This window comes from Actinomycetota bacterium (genome assembly GCA_019347675.1).
Lineage (GTDB): Bacteria > Actinomycetota > Nitriliruptoria > Nitriliruptorales > JAHWKO01 > JAHWKW01.
In genome coordinates, this window is the sequence record JAHWKW010000007.1 from 1 (window position 1) to 23,115 (window position 23,115).

Below are 23,115 nucleotides of genomic sequence, written 5' to 3' on the forward strand. Positions count from 1 at the left end.
CTCATCTACCGACCGGCGGACCCTGCCCGTGCAACGACGAACGGGGCAACCCGAAGGCCGCCCCGCCAATCTCACCGACCCTGTCGCTCTATCCGCCCCGCAGCCTCAACCTGAATGTCGTTTCACATGCGGGTCGACCTCGCTACTGATGCTGTTGCGTCCACATTTAGCAGCAGCGGCGGCCGTGGTGCCCGTCCCTACAAACGGGTCGAACACGGTGTCGCCAACGAATGAGAACATGCGAATGAGTCGCTCAGCCAGCGAGAGAGGGAACGGGGCCGGATGGTTCGCTGTGGAGGCCCCTCCCAGGGTCCACACCTGCTGGAACCATTCCGCGTGATCAGACGCTGGAATGACCGACAAGAGTCTGGTTGCTGGGTGCGGCTTGCGGTAGCCGCCCGGCTTGCGCTGGAAGAGTATGTACTCCACGTCGTTCTTGATCACGCCGTTCGGTTCAAACGGCTTGCCGAAGAAGCCGCCAGGCCCCATCTCGTACTGAGCGTTGGCGATCTTGTACCAGATGATCGGCGCAAGGTTGTCGAAGCCGATGTGCCGACACCGCTCCTGGATACTCGCATGGAGTGGGAAGACCAGGTGTCGTCCGAACGCTCGCCGCGAGACGTTCACGTCACCAACCACGACAACGAGTCGACCACCCGGAACCAGTGCCTGACACGCCCGGCGCCAGACCTCATCGAGCTCGTCCAGGAATTCCTCGTAGTCGGCGACGGCGCCGAGTTGACCGCCGTGGTCGTTGTACTTCTTCAGAGTCCAATACGGCGGCGAGGTCACGACGAGGTCGACGGTCTCGTCATCGAGTTGCAAGTCCCGACTGTCGATGTTGTGAAGGACATGCCCTGTAGAGAGACGGCTCACGACCACCTCTAACTCGGCGCACGCTTCGGGATCTTTCGCGATCGCCGGGAAGGCTTTCTGGGGCTCCTCCGTCGCCAACTCCATGAGCGAGGGCGGGGCTAGGGATCGATGGTCGTCCCTGTCCACGGATCGACCGAGCACCACGGTCGATCCCAGGTCGGTACGGGCAACGCTGGTTGAGACCGGACTCACAGCATCCCTCTCTACGAACGTGCGTTCGGTCCGGCATCATAGGACAGCAGATGTTGCGAACCACAGACGCTCCCTGATCTCTCTCTGTGGAGAAGGTAGTGGGGAAGGGCTGTCAGGCCGGGGAGGCTGGACAGCCTCTACCGGCAGCGCAGAACGACTCCCCTTCTCGCTGGTGAGGACCCCAGCCGCCACGCGTCGCGTCATTGGCGGCGCGCTCGATGGCTTCGATGATGTTGAAGCAGATCTCGCCGCCACGTTGGCAACGGACGTCACGCGGACTCGCTCCTGCGAACCCTCCGCCACCCCGCACCGGACGGGGTTGGAACGTTGCGATGGATCCGGACGCGCCACGACAACGTTTCGCCGCAACGACAGATGACGCGGACACTAACCCTGTTGGCTGGCGCCATGAGGCTCTTCTCCTCTACGGGTCGGCGCGACGGTAGGGAGGCTGTGTGACACTGATGTCGTCGGGAAGGGCCGTGCCGACTGCGGTGCGACCCACCGATGCCGCCCCCGTTCGGCGTCAGCCGGTCGGGCAGTTCCGTCGTTTGGCGCCCCGCCCGGCTCTTTCACATCTAGGTCTGCCTGCCTGGTACGCCGTGTCCGACCAGGCTGACCGGGAGACGGCTCCGGTTCCTTCGAGGAGAGCACTGATGGGGACCGTGGGCGTAGCCTCTCAACTTCAGAGGCCAAGACCGCGCTGGTAGTGATTCGCTGGAGGAAGTCTCGCATCGTGTAGGTCGACGTCTGGGGTGACGGGCACGGCAGCAAGGTGAGTGACGACGACATCGTCAGTGCGCTCGCGAGGCCGACGCGGTCGCGATCGATGTGCCGTTCGGCTACCCCGCCTATTGGCGTGCGCTCGTCAGGGACCACCGTCCAGGACGCCGATTCGCGGATCCGGACCAGCCGACATCGGAGCTCACTCTGCGCCAAACCGACCGGTGGATCCGCGAGGCATTCGCAGCGAACCCAAGCGCGTTGTAGCGGACAAGCTGGGTGCCACGACCATCCGAGGTGCGCGCCTCGTGCCGAGGATTCGCCTCGAGGCTGGCCTCGCGGTGGACGTAGGCAAGGGGATCAGGAGCCGGACGGTCCTGGAAACGTGTCCATCGCCGGCCGGGAGCTCCTCGACCCGACACTCGTAGACGGGATCGAGGTTGACGGGTTCGACGTCATCGATAGCGGCCCTCCTCACGTCCAGGATGCCTGGGTATGCGCGCTCGTCGCGGCTTCGCTCTTCGCGGGTCGACCGACGACCTCAGCGAGGCGCGCAAGTTGCGGAACGGATCCCGCTCGACGCGGCCACCGTGGCAAAGGAAGGGTGGATCCGCCTGCCGAAGCCGCTCGCAGGCGGCTGACTGAGACCTGCGCGACGAAGAGGGAGGTCGGCCGGGGATCCGGCTGGCCTCTCCACGGGTCGAGTTCATCTCGGACACAAGATGCGATTGCACAGGGAGAGTTCGCCTCTCGGCGTCGACCCAGCCCGACGAAGTCCGCGAGATCCACCCTCTTCCCGAGTTGAGCTCCTCGGCGTTCATGGCGCGGCGAAGGTGCTGTCCAGTGGATTTGGTAGCAGGAGTGCTCCGTGCGGCGAGGCGCCGACGACGCTCAGGAATCGGGATTGATCTCGATGAGCGGGCGCATCATCCGAACAGGGGATCATTCGGGGTGTCTGACGACAAGTCGAGGGCCCGGCTGCCCTCCCCGCGCTTGGCGTGGAGCACGGCGCTGCCAGCCAGGCCGATGACCTCTCCCTCGATGGCGGCCACGCCGAGGTCTGGATGGTCGTCCGGCTGGATGGTAGACAAGCGCGGCAACGTACGATCCAAGAGAGGGACCAGTAGACCTTCGGCCGCGTCGGGTAGGAGGGTCCATCCCCAGTCGTTTGAGGAGGAGACGCTTGCCAGCAGGTCGCGGAGCGACGAGGACGGTCATGTTCTGCGTCAGTTCCTCCCACCTCTCGCGTGTGGCTGGCGCTGTCCGTTCCCGGTGAGCCTGGATCTCGTTGAGGCTGTACCCCTGCTGGGCCGTGATCGAACCCCTTGTGGCGGGTGGTCAACTCTCCGACGTCGCGGAGGACGGCTCGCTCGAGCTCAGCGCGTCGTCGACGGTGGACTTGCCGGCCCTCCTGAGCATGTCTCGGGCGACCTGCTCGAGGGTGGCGGCGGCTCTGGGCAGGGCCCGCTCGGTTTCGGACCACGTTGCATCTGCCGTGCGTCCCGGCGTGGAGTGGTCGTGCGCGCCACGTTCGCGCAAGACGTTCGCGGCGGCAATGGGTACGGGCGCGTCCTGCCCGGGATGGATCCGACGCGGCCGAGCACCTCGCCGACATCGTCCTCGGCAAGGAGGACGGCGGTGAGGTCCGCCGCCAAGTGCGGAACCAGGCTTGCGGCGCGGTCGACCGACGCTGGGCGGGGCGAGCGGCGCACACCGCTTGATCCGATCGCGAGCCGTCGTCCCGGTGTGGTGCCAGCACAGCGGTGTAGACCCACCCGTCTACGGCAAGGTCGACTTATGGCGTGAGCGATGCGACCACGATCCGCGTCGACCGAGCAACCCGCGACGAGCTCAAGCGTCTTGCGCAGCGACGAGACGGCCGTTGCGCTGGACCTCGGCGTCCCGCGGGGCTCCGAGGCGGGACTTGAACGGCCTGCGATCGTCGTAACGGCGGACCCCGTCCTGCGGGCAGGCCCGAGTGTCGTCCAGGTCGTTCCAGTCACCACGACGTTGCGGGGCGACGGGTCCGAGGTCACCGTAGAGCCCGACGACGTCAACGGGCTGAACGACACGCCAGCCGCACAGTGCCAGCACATCCGGGCAGTCGCGACCTCTCGCCTCGGAGCGACCTCGGCAACGTTGGTTCCGTCGTTCTCGCGCAGGTGCGCGGCAGCCTCGCTGTTCTGCGCGACCTGTCACGCTCTGGAGTCGAGCCGACCACACCCGGCGAAGACCGGCGGATCCGCTCTGGTTCCCGTGACACGAGCGTCCGGTCCTCGGCGTGCAAGACGACGGACGTCGTCGTGACAGACCAGATGGCTGCAAAGCCGAGCGGATCGCCGATCCATCGCGGGGCGCCTCGCCGTGACAGCCATCCGGTACGCCGGTCGGCGTGATCCCATCGCCGTAGGCCGCCGGTTGTTCAAGCGCACACGCTGGTGTTGGCCGACCGGGTCGTCATGCGTCACGTTCGCGAGGTGGCCGGCGATCCCCGGCGTCAGTCCTGCTTCTGCGCGATCCGCTGGGCGAGCTCCTGCTTGTTCATGTTCGAGCGACCATGGATGTCGAGTTCCTGCGCTCGCTCGTACAGCTCTTCTTTGCTGTGGCCCTTGACGTCGACGCCGCCGGCGGTCTCGCCACCCGGCTCGTCGGCGCCCCGCGCGGCCCGCTCGTCGGACGGGCCCTTGCCGTCCTTGGGCTCCCAGTGGTCACCGACCTTCTCGAACTCGTGCTTGAGCGACGAGTAGGCCGTGCGTCGGGCTCTTTCCTCGTCACCGTCGTAGGTGTCCAGAGCACTGTTGTAGGTCTTTATGAACGTCCGCTGCGCCTTGTCCGGCGAGCGTTGGATCGTGCCGGGCAGGTCGCTCTTGTCGTCGATCGGCATGGTTGGCCCTCGTCGTCGCGGTCTTCGTTTCCAGAGTGGACACGTCGCGTGGATCGCGCCAGGGCATGACCACCGACGATCATGCACCGTGCTTTGCCGGGCGCGACTGACGGCCGAGGGAACCCGGGGCGGGTCGAGCGCCACCAGAGGCGGTGCGGGTCAGGGGTGGAGGGGGCGCGGCGAGGTCGGTTCGGCCGTCGACGCCGCACCGCGTTCACCGACCAGCGAGTTCGGCCAAGCGCTGGCTGACCGACCGCAGACCCTGGTAGTCAGCTCCCGTCACCGCCTCGTACCGCGCCTGGTAGGCGTCGACCTGGTCGCGGTCGGGGGCGATCTCATCGAGCTCCACGTCGAGGCTGTCGGCTGCGGTCGCAGCGTCGGGGAACAGGCCGGCGCCGACCGCGCCCAACAGAGCGGCGCCCCGCCCCGTCGCCTCCTCGATCCTGGGGCGCCACACCGGGCGCCCCAGGACGGTGGCCTTGATCCGGAGCAGCAGGTCGTTGCGGGCGCCACCGCCGACGGCCCTGACCTCCGGGTGGCCGTCGTGAGCGGCGTGCTCGACCACGGTCTCGAGCGCGTTGCGGAACGCGAACGCCAGGCCCTCCAGGACGCCCCGGACAAGGGTCGGAGCGCCGACCTCCGGTCGGAGCCCGGTCAACGCGCCATGCGCCACACCGCTGCCGTCCCCGCCGCGAAGGTCGGGCAGGAAGCCCACCCCGAGCGCCCCGGGCGCCACGTCGGCGGCCTCCGCGAGCAGTCGGCCACGTTCCTCGCCGCCACCGAGCAGGTCGAGGACCCAGTCCACGCTCGCTCCGGCGGCGTGCACCCCACCGGAGAGGTAGAAGCGGTCGGCCACGACGTGCGCCCCGCCGCTGTAGCGGTGGCGGAGCGGGTCGCCACCGGTCGGGGCACGCGCGGTGGGCACGAGGATGGACTCTGCGGTCCCCATGGAATCCAACGCCCGCCCCGCGTCGATCACCGCCGCACCGAGCGCCCCGCAGACGTGGTCGTGGCCGCCCGCTGCCACCGCCGCGTCGGCGGGGAGGCCGGTCGCCGCCGCGGCGTCGTCGGTCACCGGCCCCAGACGAGTCCCACCCCACACCAGCGACGCCAAGACAGAGGCCGGCACCTCTGCGGCCGCCAACAGCTCCTCGGACCAGGTCAGGCGGTTCAGGTCCAGGGCGGCGGTCCGCGACGCCAACGAGTAGTCGGTGGCCTGCTCCCCCGACAGCCTGTAGGCGATGAAGTCGGCCACGTGCAACCAGCTACGGGTGCGGGCGAAGGCGTCGGGTTCGTTCTCGACGAGCCAGCGCAGCTTGCACACGCTGTAGATCGGCTGAGGGCGTAGCCCGGTGAGGGCAGCCAGCCGCTCGGCACCGACCGCGTCGGCCAAGCGGCGTCCCTGCTCGGCGGTGCGCGGATCGAACCAGGCGATCACGTCGTACGTCGGCCGTCCGCGGTCGTCCAGCGGCACGCCAGCCTCGGCCATGCTGGCCACCGCCACGCCGCGCACGGCGGCGGGGTCTTCGACCTCTGCCAGCGCAGCGCGGAGCGTCGAGACAGCAGCGTCCCAGAGCTGCTCTGGGTCGTGCTGCGCCCACCCTGGCCGGGGACGGTCGGTCGGCGTTGGGACCGCCGCGTGCGCCACCAGGCGACCGCTCAGGTCGAAGACGATCGCCTTGGTGTTGGTCGTGCCGACGTCGACGCCGGCAAACAACGCGTCGCCCATGACCTCGCCTCGTCGTCGCGTCGGCTAGGACCCAGATCCCGTGTCAGCTGCGGCCCAGACACGTGTCACCGGTGAACTGCCCGCTAGGACCTGCCAGAATCAGCTGCGCACCGATGGAGAAACCGGCTCAGCGCGCCCAGACCCCGACGGGTTCGTACTCCAACGGCACGTCGACCAGGATCAGCTCGCTGGTGTCTCCAGCGTTGACGACGAGTTCGTCCTCGTCGATGACGTAGGCCGCGTCGCCGGTGGTGACCTCTTGCCCGTCGAGCGTGGCCTCACCGGAGATCAGGTAGATGTACCCGCCGCGGCCCTCCTCGAACTTGTGGGCCACCTGTCTGCCCGGCGTGAGCCGAGCGACGTACATGGCGGCGTCCTGGTGGACGTTCACGACGTCGCCGCCCTCGGGTCCCACGACCTTGAGCAGCCGATCCGTGCGGTCGTCGCGGGTGTACTGGCGCTGCTCGTTCTCGGGCGGCAACCCTGCTTCGTTGGGGAGGATCCACAGCTGGATGAACCGCATCGGTTCCTCCTCGGAGGCGTTCTGCTCCGAGTGGAACGCGCCCGATCAAAGCGTCATGCGCTGGACCGCGCCGGGCTGGAGCACGCCGTCGTTGCCGAGGCTGTCCTCGTGGCGGAACAGCCCCTCAACGACGTAGGTGATCCCCTCCACGTCCTTGTGCGGATGCAACGGCCACACCGCGCCCGGCTCCAGCTGGTCGTCGTTGAAGACACGCAGCGGTCCGAGCCCGTTGTTCTCCGGGTCGCGGTAGTCGCTGAACGAGAAGTGCCAGCGGGCGTGGAACCACCCGCCGTCCTCGCTGTGGATCTCCTGGTCACGGCGGATGCGGATCACGTCCCACTCCTCGTTCCGTACCGGGTCAGCTCTCGTTCCAGGTCCAGCGGCGCAACCGGCGCCTGGTGCTCGAGTTCCCCCCACTCCTCACGTGGAACCAGCCACATGATCTCGAACTCGTTGCCGTCAGGGTCGCGCCCGTACACCGACTTGGATGCGCCGTGGTCGCTCTGTCCCGCGAGGGCGCCGAGTCGGGCCAGGTCGTCACGGGCGGCGGCGAGGTCCTCGATGTCGGCGACCTCCCACGCCAGGTGGTACAGGCCGACCGACCCGCGCGGTGGGGACGGGGCATCGTCGCCGACCTCGAACAGCCCCAGGTCGTGATGGTTCGCCGTGCCGCGGGCGCGCAGGAACGCCGCGCGTCCCCCCGCCTCGACGGTGATCGTCTCGAAGCCGAACGCCTCCGCGTAGAACGCCGCCGAACGTTCGACGTCGCGGACGTACAGCACCGCGTGGTTGAGGCGCCGGACGGGGATCATGTTGCTCCCATGAGCCGCGTATCCCGACCGTACCGACGACAGCTGCGTCTACCGCGGGCGGTGCCCCGACCGTGGGTCGGGACAACCACCGCGCTGCAGTCCGCGATCAGACGTGCAGGCTGGCCTCGTCAGCCGTCACGGGTGATCGCTACAGCGCCTCGGGTTCCTCCCATAGGGCTTCGTCGAGCTCACGTTCGCGCTTGCGCTTGAGGAAAAAACCCAACGCCCCCAGCCCCGCGAGGAGCAAGGCGAACAGCTTGCCTTTCCCGACACCCGAGGTCTCGCCGTCTTGCACATCGTCGTCTTTCCGACCGAACATCCCCGATCCTCTCCGTTGTTGGCCGCCGCCACGACCGGTGACGGTACCAGCGTGGCCGTCGACCCAGGCAGGTCGACGGCTGTACCAGGCCATCACCGCCGTGGCCGACGAGTCCATCGATATCGCGGAGGCTCTCCACCGGGGACTCAACCACGTGTGTGGAGCCATGGGTGGGCCCGTGGGTCACGCCATGCTGGTTGCGGGGGATCGTCTCACGCCGACCGAGATCTGGTTCCTGGAGGATCCCGGCGGGTCCTCGGTGGTCCACGAGGTGACCGCAACGGTGACCTTCCCGTTCGGCCAGCGGCACGGCCCCTTACGGGCGACCGCAGCTCGCCACGAACCGACCTGCTCGTCGATGTCACGGCCGAGCCCGACTTCGAGCGCGCACGCCTGGCTGACGACCTGGGTGTGCGCGGCGCCCTGATGATCCCGGTGCTCGTGGGAGACGAGCCGTCGCCGTGCTCGAGTTCTACTCACGCGACCCGGTCGAACCCGACCGCGACGTCCTGGAGGTCGTGCGCTACGTCGGAGTCCTACTCGGACGGGTGTTCGAGCGGCAGCGGGTCAAGGATGCTGAAGGGCGCACGCTCGACGCCGAACGGCGCTTCCTACGCATCGCCGCCCACGAGATGACCGCCCGTCGATCTGTGCCGTGTGCCCAGGTGGGCGAGTCCTACAAGTCGCGGATGGGGCCGCTAGCGCCCCGGGGGTGCCTCTGGCCGGCGGGAATGTTCTCGTGGGGCAACCTGGATTTGAACCAGGGACCTCACCCTTATCAGGGGTGCGCTCTAACCACGCTGAGCTATTGCCCCGGAGTGAACCGGAGCGTACCGGGGCGCCGAGGCAGGTGCGAACCTCCGTCAGCTGCCGTCACCGCGGCCGCCGAAGATCGACTCGTCGCTGCGGCGCGAGTCGCCGGTGTCGTCAGAGTCCGAGGCGCCCGACGTCGGCGCAGCGGTGTCGTCGGAGGTGTCGTCCGAGGTGCCGCCACCGGATCCGCCGCCCCGAGACACACGTTCCCACGGCCACGCGCCGGGTGTCGTGTCACCCAGCGCACCGGTCGGTTGCTGATCACGGCTGCCCGATGGTGCCCCGGTCGTAGGTGCCCGCGTGCGCATCGACGCCGAGTCAGACGACGGGTTGCCGCCACCGCCAGCGGACGTACCGGCCGCGGCGGGCGAAGGCTGACTGTCTCCCGTGGTCGATGAGTGGCCGGCCGCCCCCTGCTGCCACAGCGACGGTTGCTGGCCGCCTTGCTGCCAGCCGGGCGGCGACTCGGGGGCCGAGCGTGACGTCACCGTCGTCCCCATCCCACCCGGGACGGAGACGGACAGCTCGATCCCACCGATCAGGTCGGCGATGAGGTTGTACAGGAACGTGAACAGCACGACCAGGCCGGTTGCGATGATCACACCCAGGATCCCCACCAGCAGCAGCATCCGGAACAGGTTCCCGCCGTTGATGCCGCACTCTTCGAAGCCGACGTCCGTCGCGAGCTGACAGGCCTGCTCGATGATCCCGAGCTGGCGGATGAGGAACCACACGAGCCCGAACCCGAGGAGGGCGATCACCAGGATGCACGCGTTGATGATGGCGCCGAACTTCAGGACCGACCATGGGTCGATCCGCCGCACGGTCATCTTCCGCCGGACCACCGCGTCTCCTCGCCCCGAAGTCGCCCCGAGTCTAGGAGCCAGCGCCGGCGGTTCTCGCCATCCGCGCCCGGACAGGCGGTCGCGCCCTGATCACTCCTCGTCATCGGTGTTGTCCAGGACGCGGGCGACCGACGCCACCTTGGCACCCTCGTCGGGGCGCATCACCCGCACGCCGTGGGTGGCCCGACCGGTGGGCCGCACGTCAGCGACCTGCATCCTGATCACCGTGCCGGTATCGGTGACGATGAAGATCTCTGCGTCGTACGGGGCGATCAGGGCCCCCGCCAACCCGCCGCGCTCCTCGGTGAGCTTGGCGGTGATGACCCCCTTGCCGCCCCGCTTCTGCAGCGGGTAACGCTCGAGCGGGGTGCGCTTGCCGTACCCCTCTTCCGTGATGACCAGCAGCTGGCCGTCCTCCATGGTCTTGGCCAGGGCGAGGACCTCGTCGCCGTCCTCGAGGCGCATCCCGATGACCCCGCCGGCGTTGCGTCCCATCGGACGGGCGTCCTGCTCGTGGAAGCGGATCGCCTGGCCCTGGAGGGAGATCATGAACAGGTCGTCGCCGCCGGTCACCGTGACGCCGATGAGTTCGTCTGCGTCGGCGAGGTTGATCGCGATCAGGACCGACCGTGGCGAATCGTACTCGGACAGCGGCGTGCGTTTGACCTTCCCGTGCCGGGTGGCGAACACCAGGTACTGGTCGTTGCGGAACTCCGACAGGCGGATGACGGCCGCGACCCGCTCCTCGCGCTCGAACGCCAGACCCGGGACGTTCGCGACGTACACGCCCCGTGCGGTCCGGGTCCGCTCGGGCACCTGGTACGCCTTGATGCGGTGCACCCGGCCCTGGTTGGTGAAGAACAGCAGCCAGTCGTGGGTCGAGCACACGATCAGGTCGCGGACGATGTCGTCCTCGCGCAGGTCGGTCCCGCTGACACCACGACCGCCACGCCGTTGGGTGCGGAACGCTGCGACGGGGATCCGCTTGACGTACCCGGCCTTGGTGAGGGTGACGGCGACCTCCTCCTCCTTGATCAGGTCCTCCACCGTCATGGCGGTGTGGTCCTCGACGATGCGGCTACGCCGCTCGTCGGCGAAGCGGCCACGAACCTCGCCGAGCTCGTCGACGATGATCTGCCTGATCCGGGCCGGGTCGGCGAGGATCGCCTGCAGGTCCGCGATCAGCTGCTGCAGGTCGCGGTACTCATCGGTGATCTTCTGCCTTTCCAGGGCAGCCAGCCGCCGCAGCTGCATGTCGAGGACCGCCTGCGCCTGGATGTCGGACAGGTCCAAGCGCTGCATCAGCCCGTTGCGGGCCTCGTCCGCCGACGGGGAGCTGCGGATCAGCGCGATCACCTCGTCGAGGTGATCCAGCGCCACGAGCAGCCCTTCGAGCACGTGGGCGCGGCTCTCGGCCTTGCGCAGCCGGTAGCGGGTCCGTCGTGTGATGACGTCGATCTGGTGGTCGATGTAGTGGCGCAGCATCTGGTCGAGGGTCAACGTCCGCGGGACGCCGTCCACCAGCGCCAACACGTTCGCCCCGAAGGTGTCCTGCAGCTGGGTGTGCTTGTACAGCTGGTTGAGGACGACCTGGCCCTGCGCGTCGCGCTTGAGCTCCACCACGATCCGCATCCCCTCGCGCGACGACTCGTCGCGCAGGTCACGGATCCCGGGGATGGTGCGGTTGGTCACCAGAGCAGCGATCTTCTGCAGCAGGTTGGCCTTGTTGACCATGTACGGCAGCTCGGTGACGACGATGCGCTCGCCTCCGGCCTCGTCGGGCTCGACGGTGGCGACCGCGCGCACCTTGATGGATCCCCGCCCGGTGGTGTACGCCTCCCGCGCCCCGTCGAGGCCCAGGATCAGCCCCCCGGTGGGGAAGTCCGGCGCCGGGACGTACTCCATCAGGTCCGTGGTCGTCAGCGCCGGGTCGTTGATCAGCGCGATGGTGGCATCGATCACCTCGCCGAGGTTGTGCGGGGGGATGTGGGTGGCCATCCCGACCGCGATCCCGGTCGCGCCGTTGGCCAGCAGGTTCGGGAAGCGGGCCGGCAGTACCTGCGGCTCCTGCTCGTAGCCGTCGTAGTTGGGTCCGAATTCGACCGTGTCCTCGCCGATGTCACGGAGCAGCTCCATCGCGAGCTGCGACAGCCTGGCCTCGGTGTAGCGCATCGCTGCCGCAGGATCTCCGTCCACGGATCCGAAGTTCCCGTGCCCGTCGATCAGCATGTAGCGGATCGAGAACTCCTGACCCATCCGCACCAGCGCGTCGTAGATCGCACTGTCACCGTGCGGGTGGTACTTCTTCATCACCTCCCCAACCGCGGACGCGCACTTGCGGTAGGGGCGGTCGGGGCGCAGCCCGGACTCGTTCATCGAGTGCAGGATCCGCCGGTGCACGGGCTTGAGACCGTCGCGGACGTCGGGTAGTGCCCGCCCCACGATCACCGACATGGCGTAGTCGAGGTACGAGGCTTTCATCTCGTCCTCGATCACGACCGGCTCGACGCGGGCGGCGATCGTCACCCCGCCGGCGGTTTCGGCGCCGACGGCGGCCGCGGCGTCAGCGGGGCGCGACGGGCCGTCGCTCGGTGCGCCCTGCGAGACGCCGTCGGGCAACTCGGGGCTGGCGGGGCCCTCCTCGGGACCCTGGGGCCCACCGGGGCCGTTCGTCTCGGACATGCGTGGCTTCCGCTCGCGGACGGCTGTGGGTCAGACGTCGACCGTGGCGTACCGGGCGTTGGTCTCGATGAACGCGCGGCGCGGCTCGACGTCGTCGCCCATCAAGACGGTGAACAACTCGTCGGCGACCGCGGCATCCTCGAGCGTGACCAGTTTCAGGGTGCGCCGCACGGGATCCATGGTGGTCTCCCACAGCTGCTCGGGGTCCATCTCCCCCAGACCCTTGAAGCGCTGCACGTCGGCCTTGCCGTCCTGGGGCAGTTGCCTCAGAAGCTCGGCCTGCTCCCGGTCGGAGTAGGCGTAGAACACCTGGTTGCGGCGGCCGGGGTGCTTGACCTGGTACAGCGGCGGTTGGGCGATGTAGACGTAGCCCGCGTCGACCAGCTCCTTCATGTGGCGAAAGATGAACGTCAGCAGCAGCGTACGGATGTGCGCGCCGTCGACGTCGGCGTCGGCCATCACGATCAGCTTGTGATACCGCGCCTTGGCCAGGTCGAAGTCGTCACCGATCCCCGTCCCCATCGCGGTGATCAGGGCCTGCACCTCGTTGTTGTTCAGGATCCTGGCCAGCCGCGCCTTCTCGACGTTGAGGATCTTCCCGCGGATCGGGAGGATCGCCTGGGTCCGACGGTCGCGGGCCTGCTTGGCGGACCCGCCGGCGGAGTCGCCCTCGACGATGTACAGCTCGGACTCCGACGGGTCACGCGACTGGCAGTCAGCCAGCTTCCCCGGCAGGGCCGTGGACTCCAGCAGGCTCTTGCGTCGGGTGAGGTCGCGGGCCTTTCGGGCGGCGATCCGTCCCTGTGCCGCGGCTTCGGCCTTGGCGACGATCCGCCTGCCCTCGGTGGGATGCTCCTCCAACCAGCGAGCCAACGCCGCGTTGGTGGTGGTCTGCACGAACGAGCGGACCTCGGTGTTGCCGAGCTTGGTCTTGGTCTGGCCTTCGAACTGCGGGTCACCGACCTTCACCGACACGATCGCGACCAGGCCCTCACGCAGGTCGTCGCCGGTGAGCGAGTCGACCTCCTTGGCACGGATCACGTTGTGCTGCTTGGCCCAGCGGTTGATCGTGGAGGTGACCGCGGTGCGGAACCCCTCGTCGTGGGTCCCCCCCTCGTGGGTGTTGATGGTGTTGCAGAAGGACAGGATCGAGTCGTTGTAGTCGTCGATCCACTGCACGGCCGCCTCAACAGACTGCAGGCCGTTGGGGCCCTGCTCCTCCTCCCAGAAGTGGATCACGTCGTGCAGACCGTCCTTCTTCTTGGTCGAACGCAGATGGTCGACGAAGTCCTTCAACCCGCCGGCTGCGTGGAACTGCTCGGTCGTGGGCTCGGGGTGGGTGTCGAAGATGCGCTGATCGGTGAATGCGATCCGCAGGCCGGCGGTGAGGAAAGCGGTGTCACGCAGCCGACGGGCGATGGTGTCGGCCGAGAACTGCGTCGTCTCGAAGACGTCGGGGTCGGGCCAGAAGCTGATGGCCGTGCCGGTGTCCGTGGCCTCGGCGATCGTCTCGACCGGTCCCTGCGGGATGCCGCGGACGTACTCCTGCCGCCATAGCTTGCCGTCGCGACGGACCTCGGCGACCAACCGCTGTGACAGCGCGTTGACCACCGAGATCCCCACCCCGTGCAGGCCGCCTGACACGGCGTAGGCCTGCTTGTCGAACTTCCCGCCGGCATGTAGGACGGTCATGACGACCTCGAGCGCCGAGCGTCCCTCCTTGCGGTGCATCTCGACGGGGATGCCCGAGCCGTCGTCGCGGACGCGCACGCCCCCGTCAGCCAGCAGCGTCACCTCGATCAGCGAGCACCGGCCCGCCAGGGCCTCGTCCACGGCGTTGTCGACGACCTCCCACACCAGGTGGTGCAGGCCGCGCGGTCCGGTCGTGCCCACATACATGCCGGGCCGCTTGCGGACCGCCTCCAACCCCTCCAGCACGGTGATCTGCTCGGCGGTGTAGGCGGTCAGCGATGGCCTGCGGTCGCCCGGCTCGTCCGGCACCGCCGCGCTGCGCTGTGCCAACCCGTGATCCTCCTCGCCCACCGCGTCGCTGGCGCGTCGTACACCGCCGCTCGCAGGCGGCCGAGGCACGACCGCTGCCCGGCTACGGTGGCGGTACTGCGTCGCTTGAGGACATCCTGACGGGCCCGGATCGGCCCTGAGATGCTTGGGGGAATCCTACCAGGAAAGGGCTGATCCGGCCGGATCGCACCGAGCGCTCAGCGGCTGTCGTCGGGGCGGCGAGCCAGACCCTGAAGCGGACCGACGATGACCTTCACGTCACCGACCAGGCCCGGACCCAACACCTCCTCGGCGCGTCTCGCGACCTCACCGGCGAGGTAGCCGACCTGCGTGGCCCACACGGACGTCTCGGCCCGGACCGTGAGCACGCCACCGGCCAGGCGCACCGGCTCGCACCGGCGCGCCAGCTCGGGTCCGACCAGCTCATCCCAGCGGCTGTAGACGGCAGCGCCTTCGAGGCGTCCCAACCATCGACGGCCGCGCGCTGCCTCACGGACGAGGTCGCTCAGGCGACGAGGATGGTTCCGGATCGGGTACGCGTCGTCACCGCTGAAGACCCAGTCCTGCCCCTCGTCGTGGTTCACCGTGTCGCCACCGTGCTGCGGCCGTCGACCACGCGGACGTCGACCACCGCTCCGCGCAGGGGGACGTCGTCCTCCACCGCCGCGGTGACCAGCACCTGGCCCCACCGCTGGCATGCCGCGGCGAGCCGTGCGCGCCGAGCCTGGTCCAGCTCAGCGAACACGTCATCGAGGAGCACGACGGGGTGGTCGCCGACCTCCGCCAGCACGTCGTAGGTGGCCAGCCGCAGAGCCAGCGCCAAGGTCCAGTGCTGACCGTGGCTGGCGTACCCGCGAGCGGGAAGACCGCGCACGCTCAGCTCCAGGTCGTCGCGGTGCGGGCCGACGAGCGTCACACCGCGGGCGAGCTCCTCGTCGGCGACCGCCTCCAGCCCGGCCCGCAGTTGCACGGCGAGGGCGTCGCGGTCGGGGACGCCGCAACCGGGATCCCCCGACACCACCAACCCGCAGCTGCTGCGGTAGGTCAGCGTCACCGGCTCGGGCAGGTCGGCGAGCTCGGCGTAGAACGCGCTGGTGGGGCCAGCCAGGGCGTGCACCGCGGCGACGCGGGCGGCGGTCAGCGTCGCCGCGTGAGCCACCAGCTGGGCGGTCCACACCTGCAGGGTCGCAGCCACATCGCCGCCGCGCCCACCGGCCGTCTTGAGCAACCGGTTGCGCTGGCGCAGCACCCGGTCGTAGTCCGAACGAGCTGCGGCGTACGCCGGGCGTCGCTGGGCCAGGACGTCATCGAGAAAGCGCCGTCGCTCGGATGGATCACCGGCCACGATCGCCAGGTCCTCCGGAGCGAACAGAACGACCCTGAGCACCCCGACCGCGTCGGACGTCTGGCGCACCGCCTGCCCGTCCACCCGCGCACGTGTCCCGGCTCCGGGCCGCAGCTCCAGCTCGATCTTCCGGCGTCGCCCCGCGTCGGTGTCGAGCTCGACCCGCACGTACCCGGCTTCGGCGTCGCGCCGCACCAGCGGCAGGTCCGACGCCACGCGGTGGGAGCTGCCCGTCGCCACCCTGTGGGCAGCCTCCAGCAGGTTGGTCTTGCCGTGCGCGTTGGGGCCGACCAGCAAGGTCACGCCCGGCTCGAAGGTGAGCTCCTGCTGCTCGTACGACCGAACGTCGACCAGTTCCAGTCGTCGGAGGATCACACGGTCCCCGTCCTGCGGCCGGACGACAGATGCTACGGGCAGGCACGACAAGCGGCGTTCGGTGGGCCGCCAGCAGCGGCGTCCGCGGCCGGCGAGCGGCACGTGGGCGACCGCCTGCGCCCGGCGACGCCGTCAGTTGTTGGTGCGGACGGGCATCAACAGGTAGATGAACTCCTCGCCCCCGTCGTTGCTGTGTGGCTTGACGACCGCGGGTTTCAGGCCGTCACGCAGCTCGATCACCACCTGTTCTGTCCCGGCTGCCTCGATTCCCGCCACGAGGAACATCGGGTTGAACGCGATCGACAGGCCCTCGCCGTCCACCTCCGCAGGTAGCGACTCGGTGGCGTCTCCAACCTCCTGAGCCCCGGCCGTCAACTCGACCGTGCCGTCCTCGAACCTCATCATCACCGGGGTGTTGGTTTGGCCCAGCGCCACGACCGCCACACGCTGCAGCGCGTCGTGCAGCAGAGCGCGATCCACGGTGACGCGCGTCTCGTACCCGGTGGGAAGCAGCTGGCGGTACTCGGGGAAGTTGCCCTCGATCAGGCGGGTGGTCAGCCGTCGATCGCCGAAAAGGAACGACGCCTGCCCATCCTCGAAGACGATCGTGACTTCGGCTCCACGTTCCGAGGCGGCGCGCGACGACTCCGACAGCGCTCGCGCCGGCACCAGCGCTTCGGCCGCGACACCGCGATCCCAGGCCACCTCGCGCACGGCCAACCGGTAGCTGTCGGTCGCTGCGGCGGTGAGGCGGTCGTCGCTGCCCTCCAGCTTCACACCGGTCAGCACGGGTCGTGCCTCGTCAGGCGAAGCCGCGCGCGCGACCTGTCCCACCATCCGCACGAACGGTTCGGCCTTGACGATGCCGCGTGGGGCGTCCTCGGCGGGTTGCGGTAGCTGCGGGAAGTCGTCGGCCGGCATCCCGCGCACCCCGAACGTCGCCCGCCCACACCGCAGGGTCACCCGGTCGCCGCCACCGCTGATGTCCACGGGCGCGTCGGGAAGTCTGCTGACCAGCTGCCCCAACAGCCGTCCGGGAAGCAACGCCGTCCCGGGCTCGTCGATGCGGACGGGGACCGACACCTCCGCGGCGAGCTCGAGGTCGGTCGCCCGGCACGTCAGCCGCCCATCGCGCGCGTCGAGCAGGACCCCGGCCAGCGCCGGCAGGGTCGCCCGCGCGGCCACGGTCCGGGTCGTCCAGGCGATGGCGTCGGTGAACTCGGTGCGCTCCGCGCGTAGCTCCACGGTTGCCTCCCTAGCCACGTCCGCGCTGGCGATCCAACACGGTCTTTCCCCACCCGTGATCACTAACCAGGACTGGTTCGTACATGATTCATCGTCGTCGTAGGGGCTGTGGAGTCGGTGGATGACCGACATCTGTGCAGGTCAACAGGGGATGCGGGCGGTGGATCACGTGTGGACCCCTGTTCGTACGGACGGTGTCCGTCCACATCTCACACCGTTGTGAGTCGCGTTGGGTGATGTGGTCCACAGACCATCCACCGTGTGTGCACCGTCCGTCCACGGCCGGGGTGCGAGGGCGTTGCGCTGGCGCGGCGCTGGCGTCGTGGGGCCGTGTCACCGGGTGCGGGCTGACGTCCGGACACGGCTGGTCAACTCCTGGACCTGGTCGTAGATCGCGCGCCGTTCCTGCATCAGGCGGGCGATCTTGTCGACGGCGTGCATCACGGTGGTGTGGTCGCGCCCACCGAAGGCTTTGCCGATGCGTGGAAGCGACAGATCGGTCAGCTCGCGGATGAGGTACATAGCGATCTGGCGGGCGGTGACCAGCTGTCGGCTTCGCGACGGCGAGCACAGGTCCTCCACCGTCAGGTCGAAGAACGCCGCGACCTCGTCCTGGATCAGCGACACGCCGATCTCGCGGGCGCTGTCGTCGGGGAACAGGTCCTTCAACACCATCTCGGCGAGCTCACGCGTCACCTCCGTGCGCTGCAGGCTCGCGAACGCCGTCACCCGGATCAGCGCGCCCTCCAGTTCGCGGATGTTGCTCTGCACCCGATCGGCGATCAGCTCCAGGACGGTCGAGGGCACCGACAGGTTCTCGTACGAGGCCTTCTTCTTCAGGATGGCGATGCGCGTCTCGAGGTCGGGCGGCTGGATGTCGGTCATCAACCCCCACTCGAACCGGCTGCGCAGGCGGTCCTCGAGTCGGGCGATCTGCTTGGGAGGACGGTCGCTGGAGATGACGATCTGCTTCTCGGCGTTGTGCAGCGCGTTGAAGGTGTGGAAGAACTCCTCCTGGGTGCGCTCCTTGGATTCCAGGAACTGGATGTCGTCGACCAGTAGGACGTCGGCCTGGCGGAACGTCCGCTGGAACGGGATGACCTGGTCGTCGCGGATCGCGTTGATGAACGCGTTCGTGAACTGCTCGGTGGTGACGTAGCGGACCTTCAGCCGCGGGTACAGCGACCGGACGTAGTGGCCGATCGCGTGCAGTAGGTGGGTTTTGCCCAGTCCCGCCCCGCCGTAGATGAATAGCGGGTTGTAGGCCCGCGCCGGTGCTTCCGCGACGGCGAACGCCGCGGCGTGGGCGAAGCGGTTGGAGGCGCCGATCACGAAGCGGTCGAAGACGTACTTGGGGTTGAGCTGCGTGGCGTCGTCAGCCGCCTCGGGGGGAGGCGTCGGAAGGTGGATGGTCGGCCCCGGAGGGCGGCCGGGTGCCTGCAGCGGGCGGACGTCGGTGGACGCGAGCGGGGCCGACTCGACGGTCGTGTCGTCGTCGAACGGGTGGCGCGCCGGGGGTAGCGCCACAGGCGGCTGGTCGGTGGCGGCGTCGGCGTCGTGGGACTCGGCGAGGTCGGTCTCGACCGGGGCGGGGTTGGGCTGGACCGTGATCACCACGTTGAGCGGACGCCCCGCAGCCCTGCTGAGCGCGGCGCGGAGATGGTGGCCACAGCGGGCGTCGAGCCACTCCCGCGCGAACGCGTGCGGGGCCGCCAGAACCACCGTGTCGTCGTTGAACCCCACCGGCGTGGTGGCGGCCAACCAGCGTCGCTGCGCCGGTGACGTCACGTTGGCCGTCAGACCGTCGAGGCTCTCGTCCCACAGGGTTGCCAGGTCGAACACGGCCGATCCCGCCACGCCCGTTCCTTCCTCGCCGCTGTCGCAACGCGGGGTTCCCGCGCAGCCCCACCGGTGACCGTCCACAGGGAATTCCACAGCTGTGGAAAGGACACCGCTGCCGTCCATCGTGGTCCCGCGCCGCGGCGGGCGGGGAAGGTCCGGCGCTGCCGGTCCGACCGTCGGCGGTGACACTGACGCCCCGATCCAGGTCCGGGGCGAGGCGGCACTCTAACGCGGCGCCGCGGCCTCCCGCAACCGTTTTCCACAGCGATTCGCGAGGCGGGTGATCCGCTGAGGGACGCGCGCCCCCGTGCGGACAACGCACGCGTCCGCGGCGGTGGCGGGGTAACAGCCGAAGGCCGGGAGCGTCCCCGGGTGCGTGTCCGGGAGCGTGTGACGTCCGGCCGCGTTGGCCGTTTGACCGTCGCTGGTCACCGTCCGTACACTTGGGCGTCCACACGCCGCCCACGCACCGGGCCGCTGCGACCGACCACCCCCGCACGGTCCCGCGTGTTCCCTGGCCTCGGGAGGGCCCAGCCCATGAAGCGCACCTACCAGCCCAAGAAGCGTCGCCGTGCCCGCAACCACGGCTTCCGTACGCGGATGCGCAAGCGCGCCGGCCGCGCCATCGTCAAGGCCCGTCGGAAGAAGGGCCGTTCGCGCCTGACGCACTGACGACCTGGTGGCCCGCTCCGCGGCGGTCGTCCCCGATCGCCTCCGCAACCCCCGTGCGGTGGCCAGCGTGCTGGGTTCCCGTCGGAAGCGTTCGGGGCGCCTGTGCGTGGCGCATGTCGCGGCAGGCCCGGACCACCACCAGGTCCGGATCGCCGTCAGCGCTTCCCGGCGCGTCGGGAAGGCCGTCGAACGCAACCGCGCCAAGCGGCTGTTGCGTGAAGCCGCGCGACACGTGCGCTGGGCGCCGGGGATCGACGTCGTGCTGGTGGCCCGGCCGGCCTGCGCGACAAGCACCTTGTCAGCGGTCCAGCGCGAGCTGCGGGAGCTGGCCAGCGCGTTGGGGACCCTGGCCGAGGACGGGGCGTGAGGGTGGCGCGGACGGTCACCCGCCCTTCGCTCGTCGCGCGGGCGCTCCTCGCCGTGATCGCGGCGTGGCGAGCGACCGCGCCATTCCGCCGGCCGACCTGCCGGTTCTTCCCCTCCTGCTCGCAGTACGCCGCGGAGGCGATCCGCCGCTACGGGGCGATCCGGGGAGGATGGGCTGCGGTACGGCGCTTGGGGCGCTGCCACCCGTGGAACCCCGGCGGCGTTGATCCGGTCCGCTAAGGAGAGCCCGTGAACCCGTGGCAGCTGCTGCTCGATGTGATCCAGGAGGGTTTGACCTTCCTGCACGGGCTGTTCGCACCTCTGTTCGGGGCGCACGCGTGGGGATGGGCGATCATCGGGCTGACCGTCGTCATCCGGGTCCTGCTGCTGCCGCTGGCCATGAAGCAGACGCGGAACATGCGAGCCATGCAGACGCTCGCGCCGAAGGTCAAACGGATACAGGCCAAGCACAAAGCCGACCGCGAGCTGCTCAAGAAGGATCCCCAGGCCTACCGCGACGGCCGTCAGAAGATGAACGAGGAGGTGATGGCTCTCTACCGGGAGCACAACGTCAACCCCATGGCAGGCTGTCTCCCGCTGCTGCTCCAGGCCCCGATCTTCTTCGCGCTGTTCCGGGTGCTCAACAACGCTCAACTGCAACTCAACGGTGACCGCATCGCCGCCGAGCCGTTCTACGTCTTCAGCCCGCTGGGTGCGGCAGCGAACAGCGGCGTGTGGGGGTGGGTGCTGATCGTGGGGATGGCCGCGACCATGTTCGTCACCCAGCGCCAGATGATGGGCCGGACCCAAATGGAGGGCGCGCAGGCTCAGCAGCAGAAGATCATGCTGTACGTGATGCCGGTGTTCCTGGCCGTGATCGCACAGAGCCTGCCGATCGGTGTCCTGCTGTACTGGGTGACGACCAACCTGTGGCAGCTGGGCCAGCAGGCGATCATCATCCGTGAGGTCCAGCACGAACAGGGCGCCGAAGACGTCGAAGTCGCGCGCAAGACGAACCGTCCGGCCGGAGCCGGGCAGAAGAAGCGGTCGAACGACCGGTCGAAGGATCGATCCGAGCGGGCTCGGAAGGGTTCAAGCAAGCAGTCCAAGGACCGTGTGAAGGGCGCGCCCCGCACCGCGCAGGCGCGCCCCTCGGAGCATCTCCCCTCGCGTCGGGGAGGCTCCAAGGACTCCAGGAGACGCAACGCATGAGTAGACGTCTGAACGTGGAGGCCGCGTCGCTCGAACAGGCGGTACGCCGTTTGCTGTCCGAGGTCGCCGGCGTGGACGAGGACGAGGTCACCGTCGACCTCGGAGCGGCCGGCTTCGACCTCGATGCGGTCGGCGGCGTCCGTCTGACGCTCGTGATCCCCGAGCCCGCGACGATCGAGGACGAGCAGGGCGAGGGCGGGGAGGACGAAGAAGACGAAGAAGAGGACGCAGAGGAGGAGGAGGCCGGGATCACCCTCGACGACCTCGACGAGGAGGCGGAAGCTGCCGCCGATTTCCTCGAGGGGGTCCTCGACGCCATGGAACTTCCCGGCGACATCCAGATCCGGGTCCACGAGGACCGTGCTGAGGTCGAGGTGATCAACGTCGGTAGCGGCCGACTGATCGGGCGGCGAGGCCAGACGCTCGACGCCATCCAGGAACTGGCGCGTTCGGCCCTCCAACGCCGTTTCGAGCGGCGGTCGCGGGTCATGATCGACGTCGAGGGCTACCGCGCACGCCGGCTGGAACGCCTCCTCGACAAGGCGCAGGAGGCGATCGACGAAGCGTTGGACAGCGGCGAGCCCCAGCGCCTCGAGCCGATGGACGTCTACGAGCGGAAGGTGGTCCACGGGGTGGTCGCCGAGCGCGACGGCGTCAGCAGCAGCAGCCGCGGCAGGGAGCCAACGCGCCGCGTGATCATCGAGCCCGATCGCTAGCGCGGCGGCCAGCGAGCTGCTGCGGGAAGGATGGCGGCCGGGGCGTTCCACGTGGAACGTGCCGGACCGCGACGGGCGCCGTGGCACGCCGCGGACGTCGGTCAACCGCTCGCAGCCGGCATCCGGGGTTCCACGTGGAACGGCGTTGAACCGCGCCCCGGTCACGTTGCATGTTCCACGTGAAACAGCATCCAGCGGGGTAGCCCCGCTCCGAGCCGCCCATCAGAGAACTGGGGGCAAGTGTCCGCGCGATCCGCCGGCCCTCCACCGGGTCTTGAGGCTCTCCTCGGGCGCTACGCGGACGCCGTCCGCGCCAGCCCCCACAACCTGCTGTCCCCCCGAGGGCTCGCGGAGCTGGAGACGCGCCACATCCCCGAGGCGCTCGCGCTGGCGGAGCTCCTCCCGGGGGGGCCGGCGTTGGTCGACGTCGGCTCCGGTGCGGGGTTGCCTGGCATGGTTATCGCCTTGGCCCGCCCTGACCTCGAGGTGACCTTGGTCGAGGCCACCGCGAAGAAGGCCCGGTTCCTGGAGCGGGCCGTGGAGGACCTCGACGTGGGCGTGGTGGTCGTGAACGCTCGCATCGAAGCGGACCGTTGCCTGGCGGGGCGCTTCGATCTCGCCACGGCCCGTGCGGTGGCGCCCCTCGATCGACTGGTGGAGTGGGTCATTCCCATCCTGCGCCCCGGCGGACGGCTGTACGCGGTCAAGGGAGAACGGTGGCGATCCGAGCTGGATGCCGCCGGGGCGGCCCTGCGTCACGTCGGCGCCGAGGTCGTGGCAACGCCCCCGGACCCCCGCACGTTCACCGCTTCCGTCGACCCCCCGCTGCGGACTGTTATCATCGCGCGGTCCGCGTGAACGAAGGGTCGCCGTGCTCGACTGGTTCCGTCGCGCTGACGGCCGCGACGGCGCCGGTCGCCCG

General features: G+C 69.2%; 21 protein-coding genes, 1 tRNA gene and 1 pseudogene. 7 read left to right on the forward strand and 16 right to left on the reverse strand.

Annotated elements, in window-relative coordinates; translation table 11 throughout:
• Positions 1 to 105 precede the first annotated feature (105 nt).
• Both KY462_05710 and KY462_05715 read right to left on the reverse strand, forming a co-directional pair.
• Positions 106 to 960 carry a site-specific DNA-methyltransferase gene (locus tag KY462_05710; GenBank protein MBW3577226.1) on the reverse strand — a complete coding sequence of 285 codons (855 nt, stop codon included), beginning with the start codon at positions 958 to 960 and terminating at the stop codon, positions 106 to 108.
• 1,757 nt (positions 961 to 2,717) lie between these two features.
• The gene (locus KY462_05715; protein ID MBW3577227.1) at positions 2,718 to 2,882 is read right to left on the reverse strand and encodes a hypothetical protein; all 165 of its coding nucleotides are present in this window, start codon (positions 2,880 to 2,882) and stop codon (positions 2,718 to 2,720) included.
• 718 nt (positions 2,883 to 3,600) lie between these two features.
• Here KY462_05715 and KY462_05720 point away from each other — a divergent pair.
• Positions 3,601 to 4,187: pseudogene (locus KY462_05720) on the forward strand (type II toxin-antitoxin system PemK/MazF family toxin).
• Positions 4,188 to 4,288: 101 nt separating this feature from the next.
• Here the strand turns inward: KY462_05720 and KY462_05725 are convergent.
• The 14 genes from KY462_05725 to dnaA form a co-directional block, all read right to left on the reverse strand.
• Entirely contained in the window at positions 4,289 to 4,675 is a 387-nt protein-coding gene (locus KY462_05725; protein MBW3577228.1) for a ChaB family protein, read from the reverse strand.
• A gap of 214 nt (positions 4,676 to 4,889) precedes the next feature.
• On the reverse strand, positions 4,890 to 6,404 hold the full coding sequence (locus KY462_05730; protein MBW3577229.1) for a carbohydrate kinase: 1,515 nt from the start codon (positions 6,402 to 6,404) through the stop codon (positions 4,890 to 4,892).
• Positions 6,405 to 6,531: 127 nt separating this feature from the next.
• Positions 6,532 to 6,927: a hypothetical protein gene (locus KY462_05735; protein ID MBW3577230.1), complete on the reverse strand. Its 396-nt coding sequence runs from the start codon at positions 6,925 to 6,927 to the stop codon at positions 6,532 to 6,534.
• A 45-nt stretch (positions 6,928 to 6,972) separates the two neighbouring features.
• Positions 6,973 to 7,260, reverse strand: coding sequence for a pirin family protein (locus tag KY462_05740; GenBank protein ID MBW3577231.1), 288 nt, complete (start codon positions 7,258 to 7,260; stop codon positions 6,973 to 6,975).
• The gene (locus tag KY462_05745) at positions 7,257 to 7,739 is read right to left on the reverse strand and encodes a VOC family protein (GenBank protein MBW3577232.1); all 483 of its coding nucleotides are present in this window, start codon (positions 7,737 to 7,739) and stop codon (positions 7,257 to 7,259) included. Before KY462_05745 ends, KY462_05740 begins: the two co-directional genes overlap by 4 nt.
• A 148-nt stretch (positions 7,740 to 7,887) precedes the next feature.
• Positions 7,888 to 8,058: a hypothetical protein gene (locus KY462_05750; protein MBW3577233.1), complete on the reverse strand. Its 171-nt coding sequence runs from the start codon at positions 8,056 to 8,058 to the stop codon at positions 7,888 to 7,890.
• A gap of 740 nt (positions 8,059 to 8,798) precedes the next feature.
• Positions 8,799 to 8,873, reverse strand: a tRNA-Ile gene (locus tag KY462_05755).
• 48 nt (positions 8,874 to 8,921) lie between these two features.
• Entirely contained in the window at positions 8,922 to 9,716 is a 795-nt protein-coding gene (locus KY462_05760; protein ID MBW3577234.1) for a DUF3566 domain-containing protein, read from the reverse strand.
• A 90-nt stretch (positions 9,717 to 9,806) separates the two neighbouring features.
• Positions 9,807 to 12,398: a DNA gyrase subunit A gene (gyrA, locus tag KY462_05765; GenBank protein MBW3577235.1), complete on the reverse strand. Its 2,592-nt coding sequence runs from the start codon at positions 12,396 to 12,398 to the stop codon at positions 9,807 to 9,809.
• 30 nt (positions 12,399 to 12,428) lie between these two features.
• Positions 12,429 to 14,366: a DNA topoisomerase (ATP-hydrolyzing) subunit B gene (gene gyrB / locus KY462_05770; GenBank protein ID MBW3577236.1), complete on the reverse strand. Its 1,938-nt coding sequence runs from the start codon at positions 14,364 to 14,366 to the stop codon at positions 12,429 to 12,431.
• A gap of 251 nt (positions 14,367 to 14,617) precedes the next feature.
• Positions 14,618 to 15,004 carry a DUF721 domain-containing protein gene (locus KY462_05775; GenBank protein MBW3577237.1) on the reverse strand — a complete coding sequence of 129 codons (387 nt, stop codon included), beginning with the start codon at positions 15,002 to 15,004 and terminating at the stop codon, positions 14,618 to 14,620.
• The gene (gene recF / locus KY462_05780) at positions 15,001 to 16,140 is read right to left on the reverse strand and encodes a DNA replication/repair protein RecF (GenBank protein ID MBW3577238.1); all 1,140 of its coding nucleotides are present in this window, start codon (positions 16,138 to 16,140) and stop codon (positions 15,001 to 15,003) included. The genes KY462_05775 and recF overlap by 4 nt, the downstream gene beginning before the upstream one ends.
• Positions 16,141 to 16,272: 132 nt before the next feature.
• Positions 16,273 to 17,385 (reverse strand): DNA polymerase III subunit beta, encoded by a 1,113-nt coding sequence (dnaN, locus tag KY462_05785; protein MBW3577239.1) that lies wholly within the window; start codon positions 17,383 to 17,385, stop codon positions 16,273 to 16,275.
• 333 nt (positions 17,386 to 17,718) lie between these two features.
• The gene (dnaA, locus tag KY462_05790) at positions 17,719 to 19,350 is read right to left on the reverse strand and encodes a chromosomal replication initiator protein DnaA (protein MBW3577240.1); all 1,632 of its coding nucleotides are present in this window, start codon (positions 19,348 to 19,350) and stop codon (positions 17,719 to 17,721) included.
• A 414-nt stretch (positions 19,351 to 19,764) separates the two neighbouring features.
• Between dnaA and rpmH the strand changes: the two genes are divergently transcribed.
• The 6 genes from rpmH (at position 19,765) to rsmG (ending at position 23,051) form a co-directional block, all read left to right on the forward strand.
• The gene (gene rpmH, locus KY462_05795) at positions 19,765 to 19,899 is read left to right on the forward strand and encodes a 50S ribosomal protein L34 (protein ID MBW3577241.1); all 135 of its coding nucleotides are present in this window, start codon (positions 19,765 to 19,767) and stop codon (positions 19,897 to 19,899) included.
• 4 nt (positions 19,900 to 19,903) lie between these two features.
• Positions 19,904 to 20,266 carry a ribonuclease P protein component gene (rnpA, locus tag KY462_05800; GenBank protein ID MBW3577242.1) on the forward strand — a complete coding sequence of 121 codons (363 nt, stop codon included), beginning with the start codon at positions 19,904 to 19,906 and terminating at the stop codon, positions 20,264 to 20,266.
• Entirely contained in the window at positions 20,263 to 20,505 is a 243-nt protein-coding gene (gene yidD, locus KY462_05805) for a membrane protein insertion efficiency factor YidD (GenBank protein MBW3577243.1), read from the forward strand. Before rnpA ends, yidD begins: the two co-directional genes overlap by 4 nt.
• Positions 20,506 to 20,514: 9 nt before the next feature.
• Positions 20,515 to 21,477, forward strand: a complete 963-nt coding sequence (gene yidC / locus KY462_05810; GenBank protein ID MBW3577244.1) for a membrane protein insertase YidC — start codon at positions 20,515 to 20,517, stop codon at positions 21,475 to 21,477.
• Complete coding sequence (locus KY462_05815) at positions 21,474 to 22,193, forward strand: KH domain-containing protein (GenBank protein MBW3577245.1); 720 nt, start codon at positions 21,474 to 21,476, stop codon at positions 22,191 to 22,193. The genes yidC and KY462_05815 overlap by 4 nt, the downstream gene beginning before the upstream one ends.
• Positions 22,194 to 22,433: 240 nt before the next feature.
• Entirely contained in the window at positions 22,434 to 23,051 is a 618-nt protein-coding gene (gene rsmG / locus KY462_05820) for a 16S rRNA (guanine(527)-N(7))-methyltransferase RsmG (GenBank protein MBW3577246.1), read from the forward strand.
• The last annotated feature ends 64 nt before the right edge of the window (positions 23,052 to 23,115 follow it).

Bases quoted from the DNA above. Each gene is read 5' to 3' on its own strand.
- KY462_05710 (MBW3577226.1), bottom strand. From the start codon at position 960: ATGGAGTTGGCGACGGAGGAGCCCCAGAAAGCCTTCCCGGCGATCGCG.
- KY462_05725 (MBW3577228.1), bottom strand. From the start codon at position 4,675: ATGCCGATCGACGACAAGAGCGACCTGCCCGGCACGATCCAACGCTCG.
- KY462_05730 (MBW3577229.1), bottom strand. From the start codon at position 6,404: ATGGGCGACGCGTTGTTTGCCGGCGTCGACGTCGGCACGACCAACACC.
- KY462_05735 (MBW3577230.1), bottom strand. From the start codon at position 6,927: ATGCGGTTCATCCAGCTGTGGATCCTCCCCAACGAAGCAGGGTTGCCG.
- KY462_05745 (MBW3577232.1), bottom strand. From the start codon at position 7,739: ATGATCCCCGTCCGGCGCCTCAACCACGCGGTGCTGTACGTCCGCGAC.
- KY462_05750 (MBW3577233.1), bottom strand. From the start codon at position 8,058: ATGTTCGGTCGGAAAGACGACGATGTGCAAGACGGCGAGACCTCGGGT.
- gyrA (MBW3577235.1), bottom strand. From the start codon at position 12,398: ATGTCCGAGACGAACGGCCCCGGTGGGCCCCAGGGTCCCGAGGAGGGC.
- dnaA (MBW3577240.1), bottom strand. From the start codon at position 19,350: ATGGACGGCAGCGGTGTCCTTTCCACAGCTGTGGAATTCCCTGTGGAC.
- rpmH (MBW3577241.1), top strand. From the start codon at position 19,765: ATGAAGCGCACCTACCAGCCCAAGAAGCGTCGCCGTGCCCGCAACCAC.
- KY462_05815 (MBW3577245.1), top strand. From the start codon at position 21,474: ATGAGTAGACGTCTGAACGTGGAGGCCGCGTCGCTCGAACAGGCGGTA.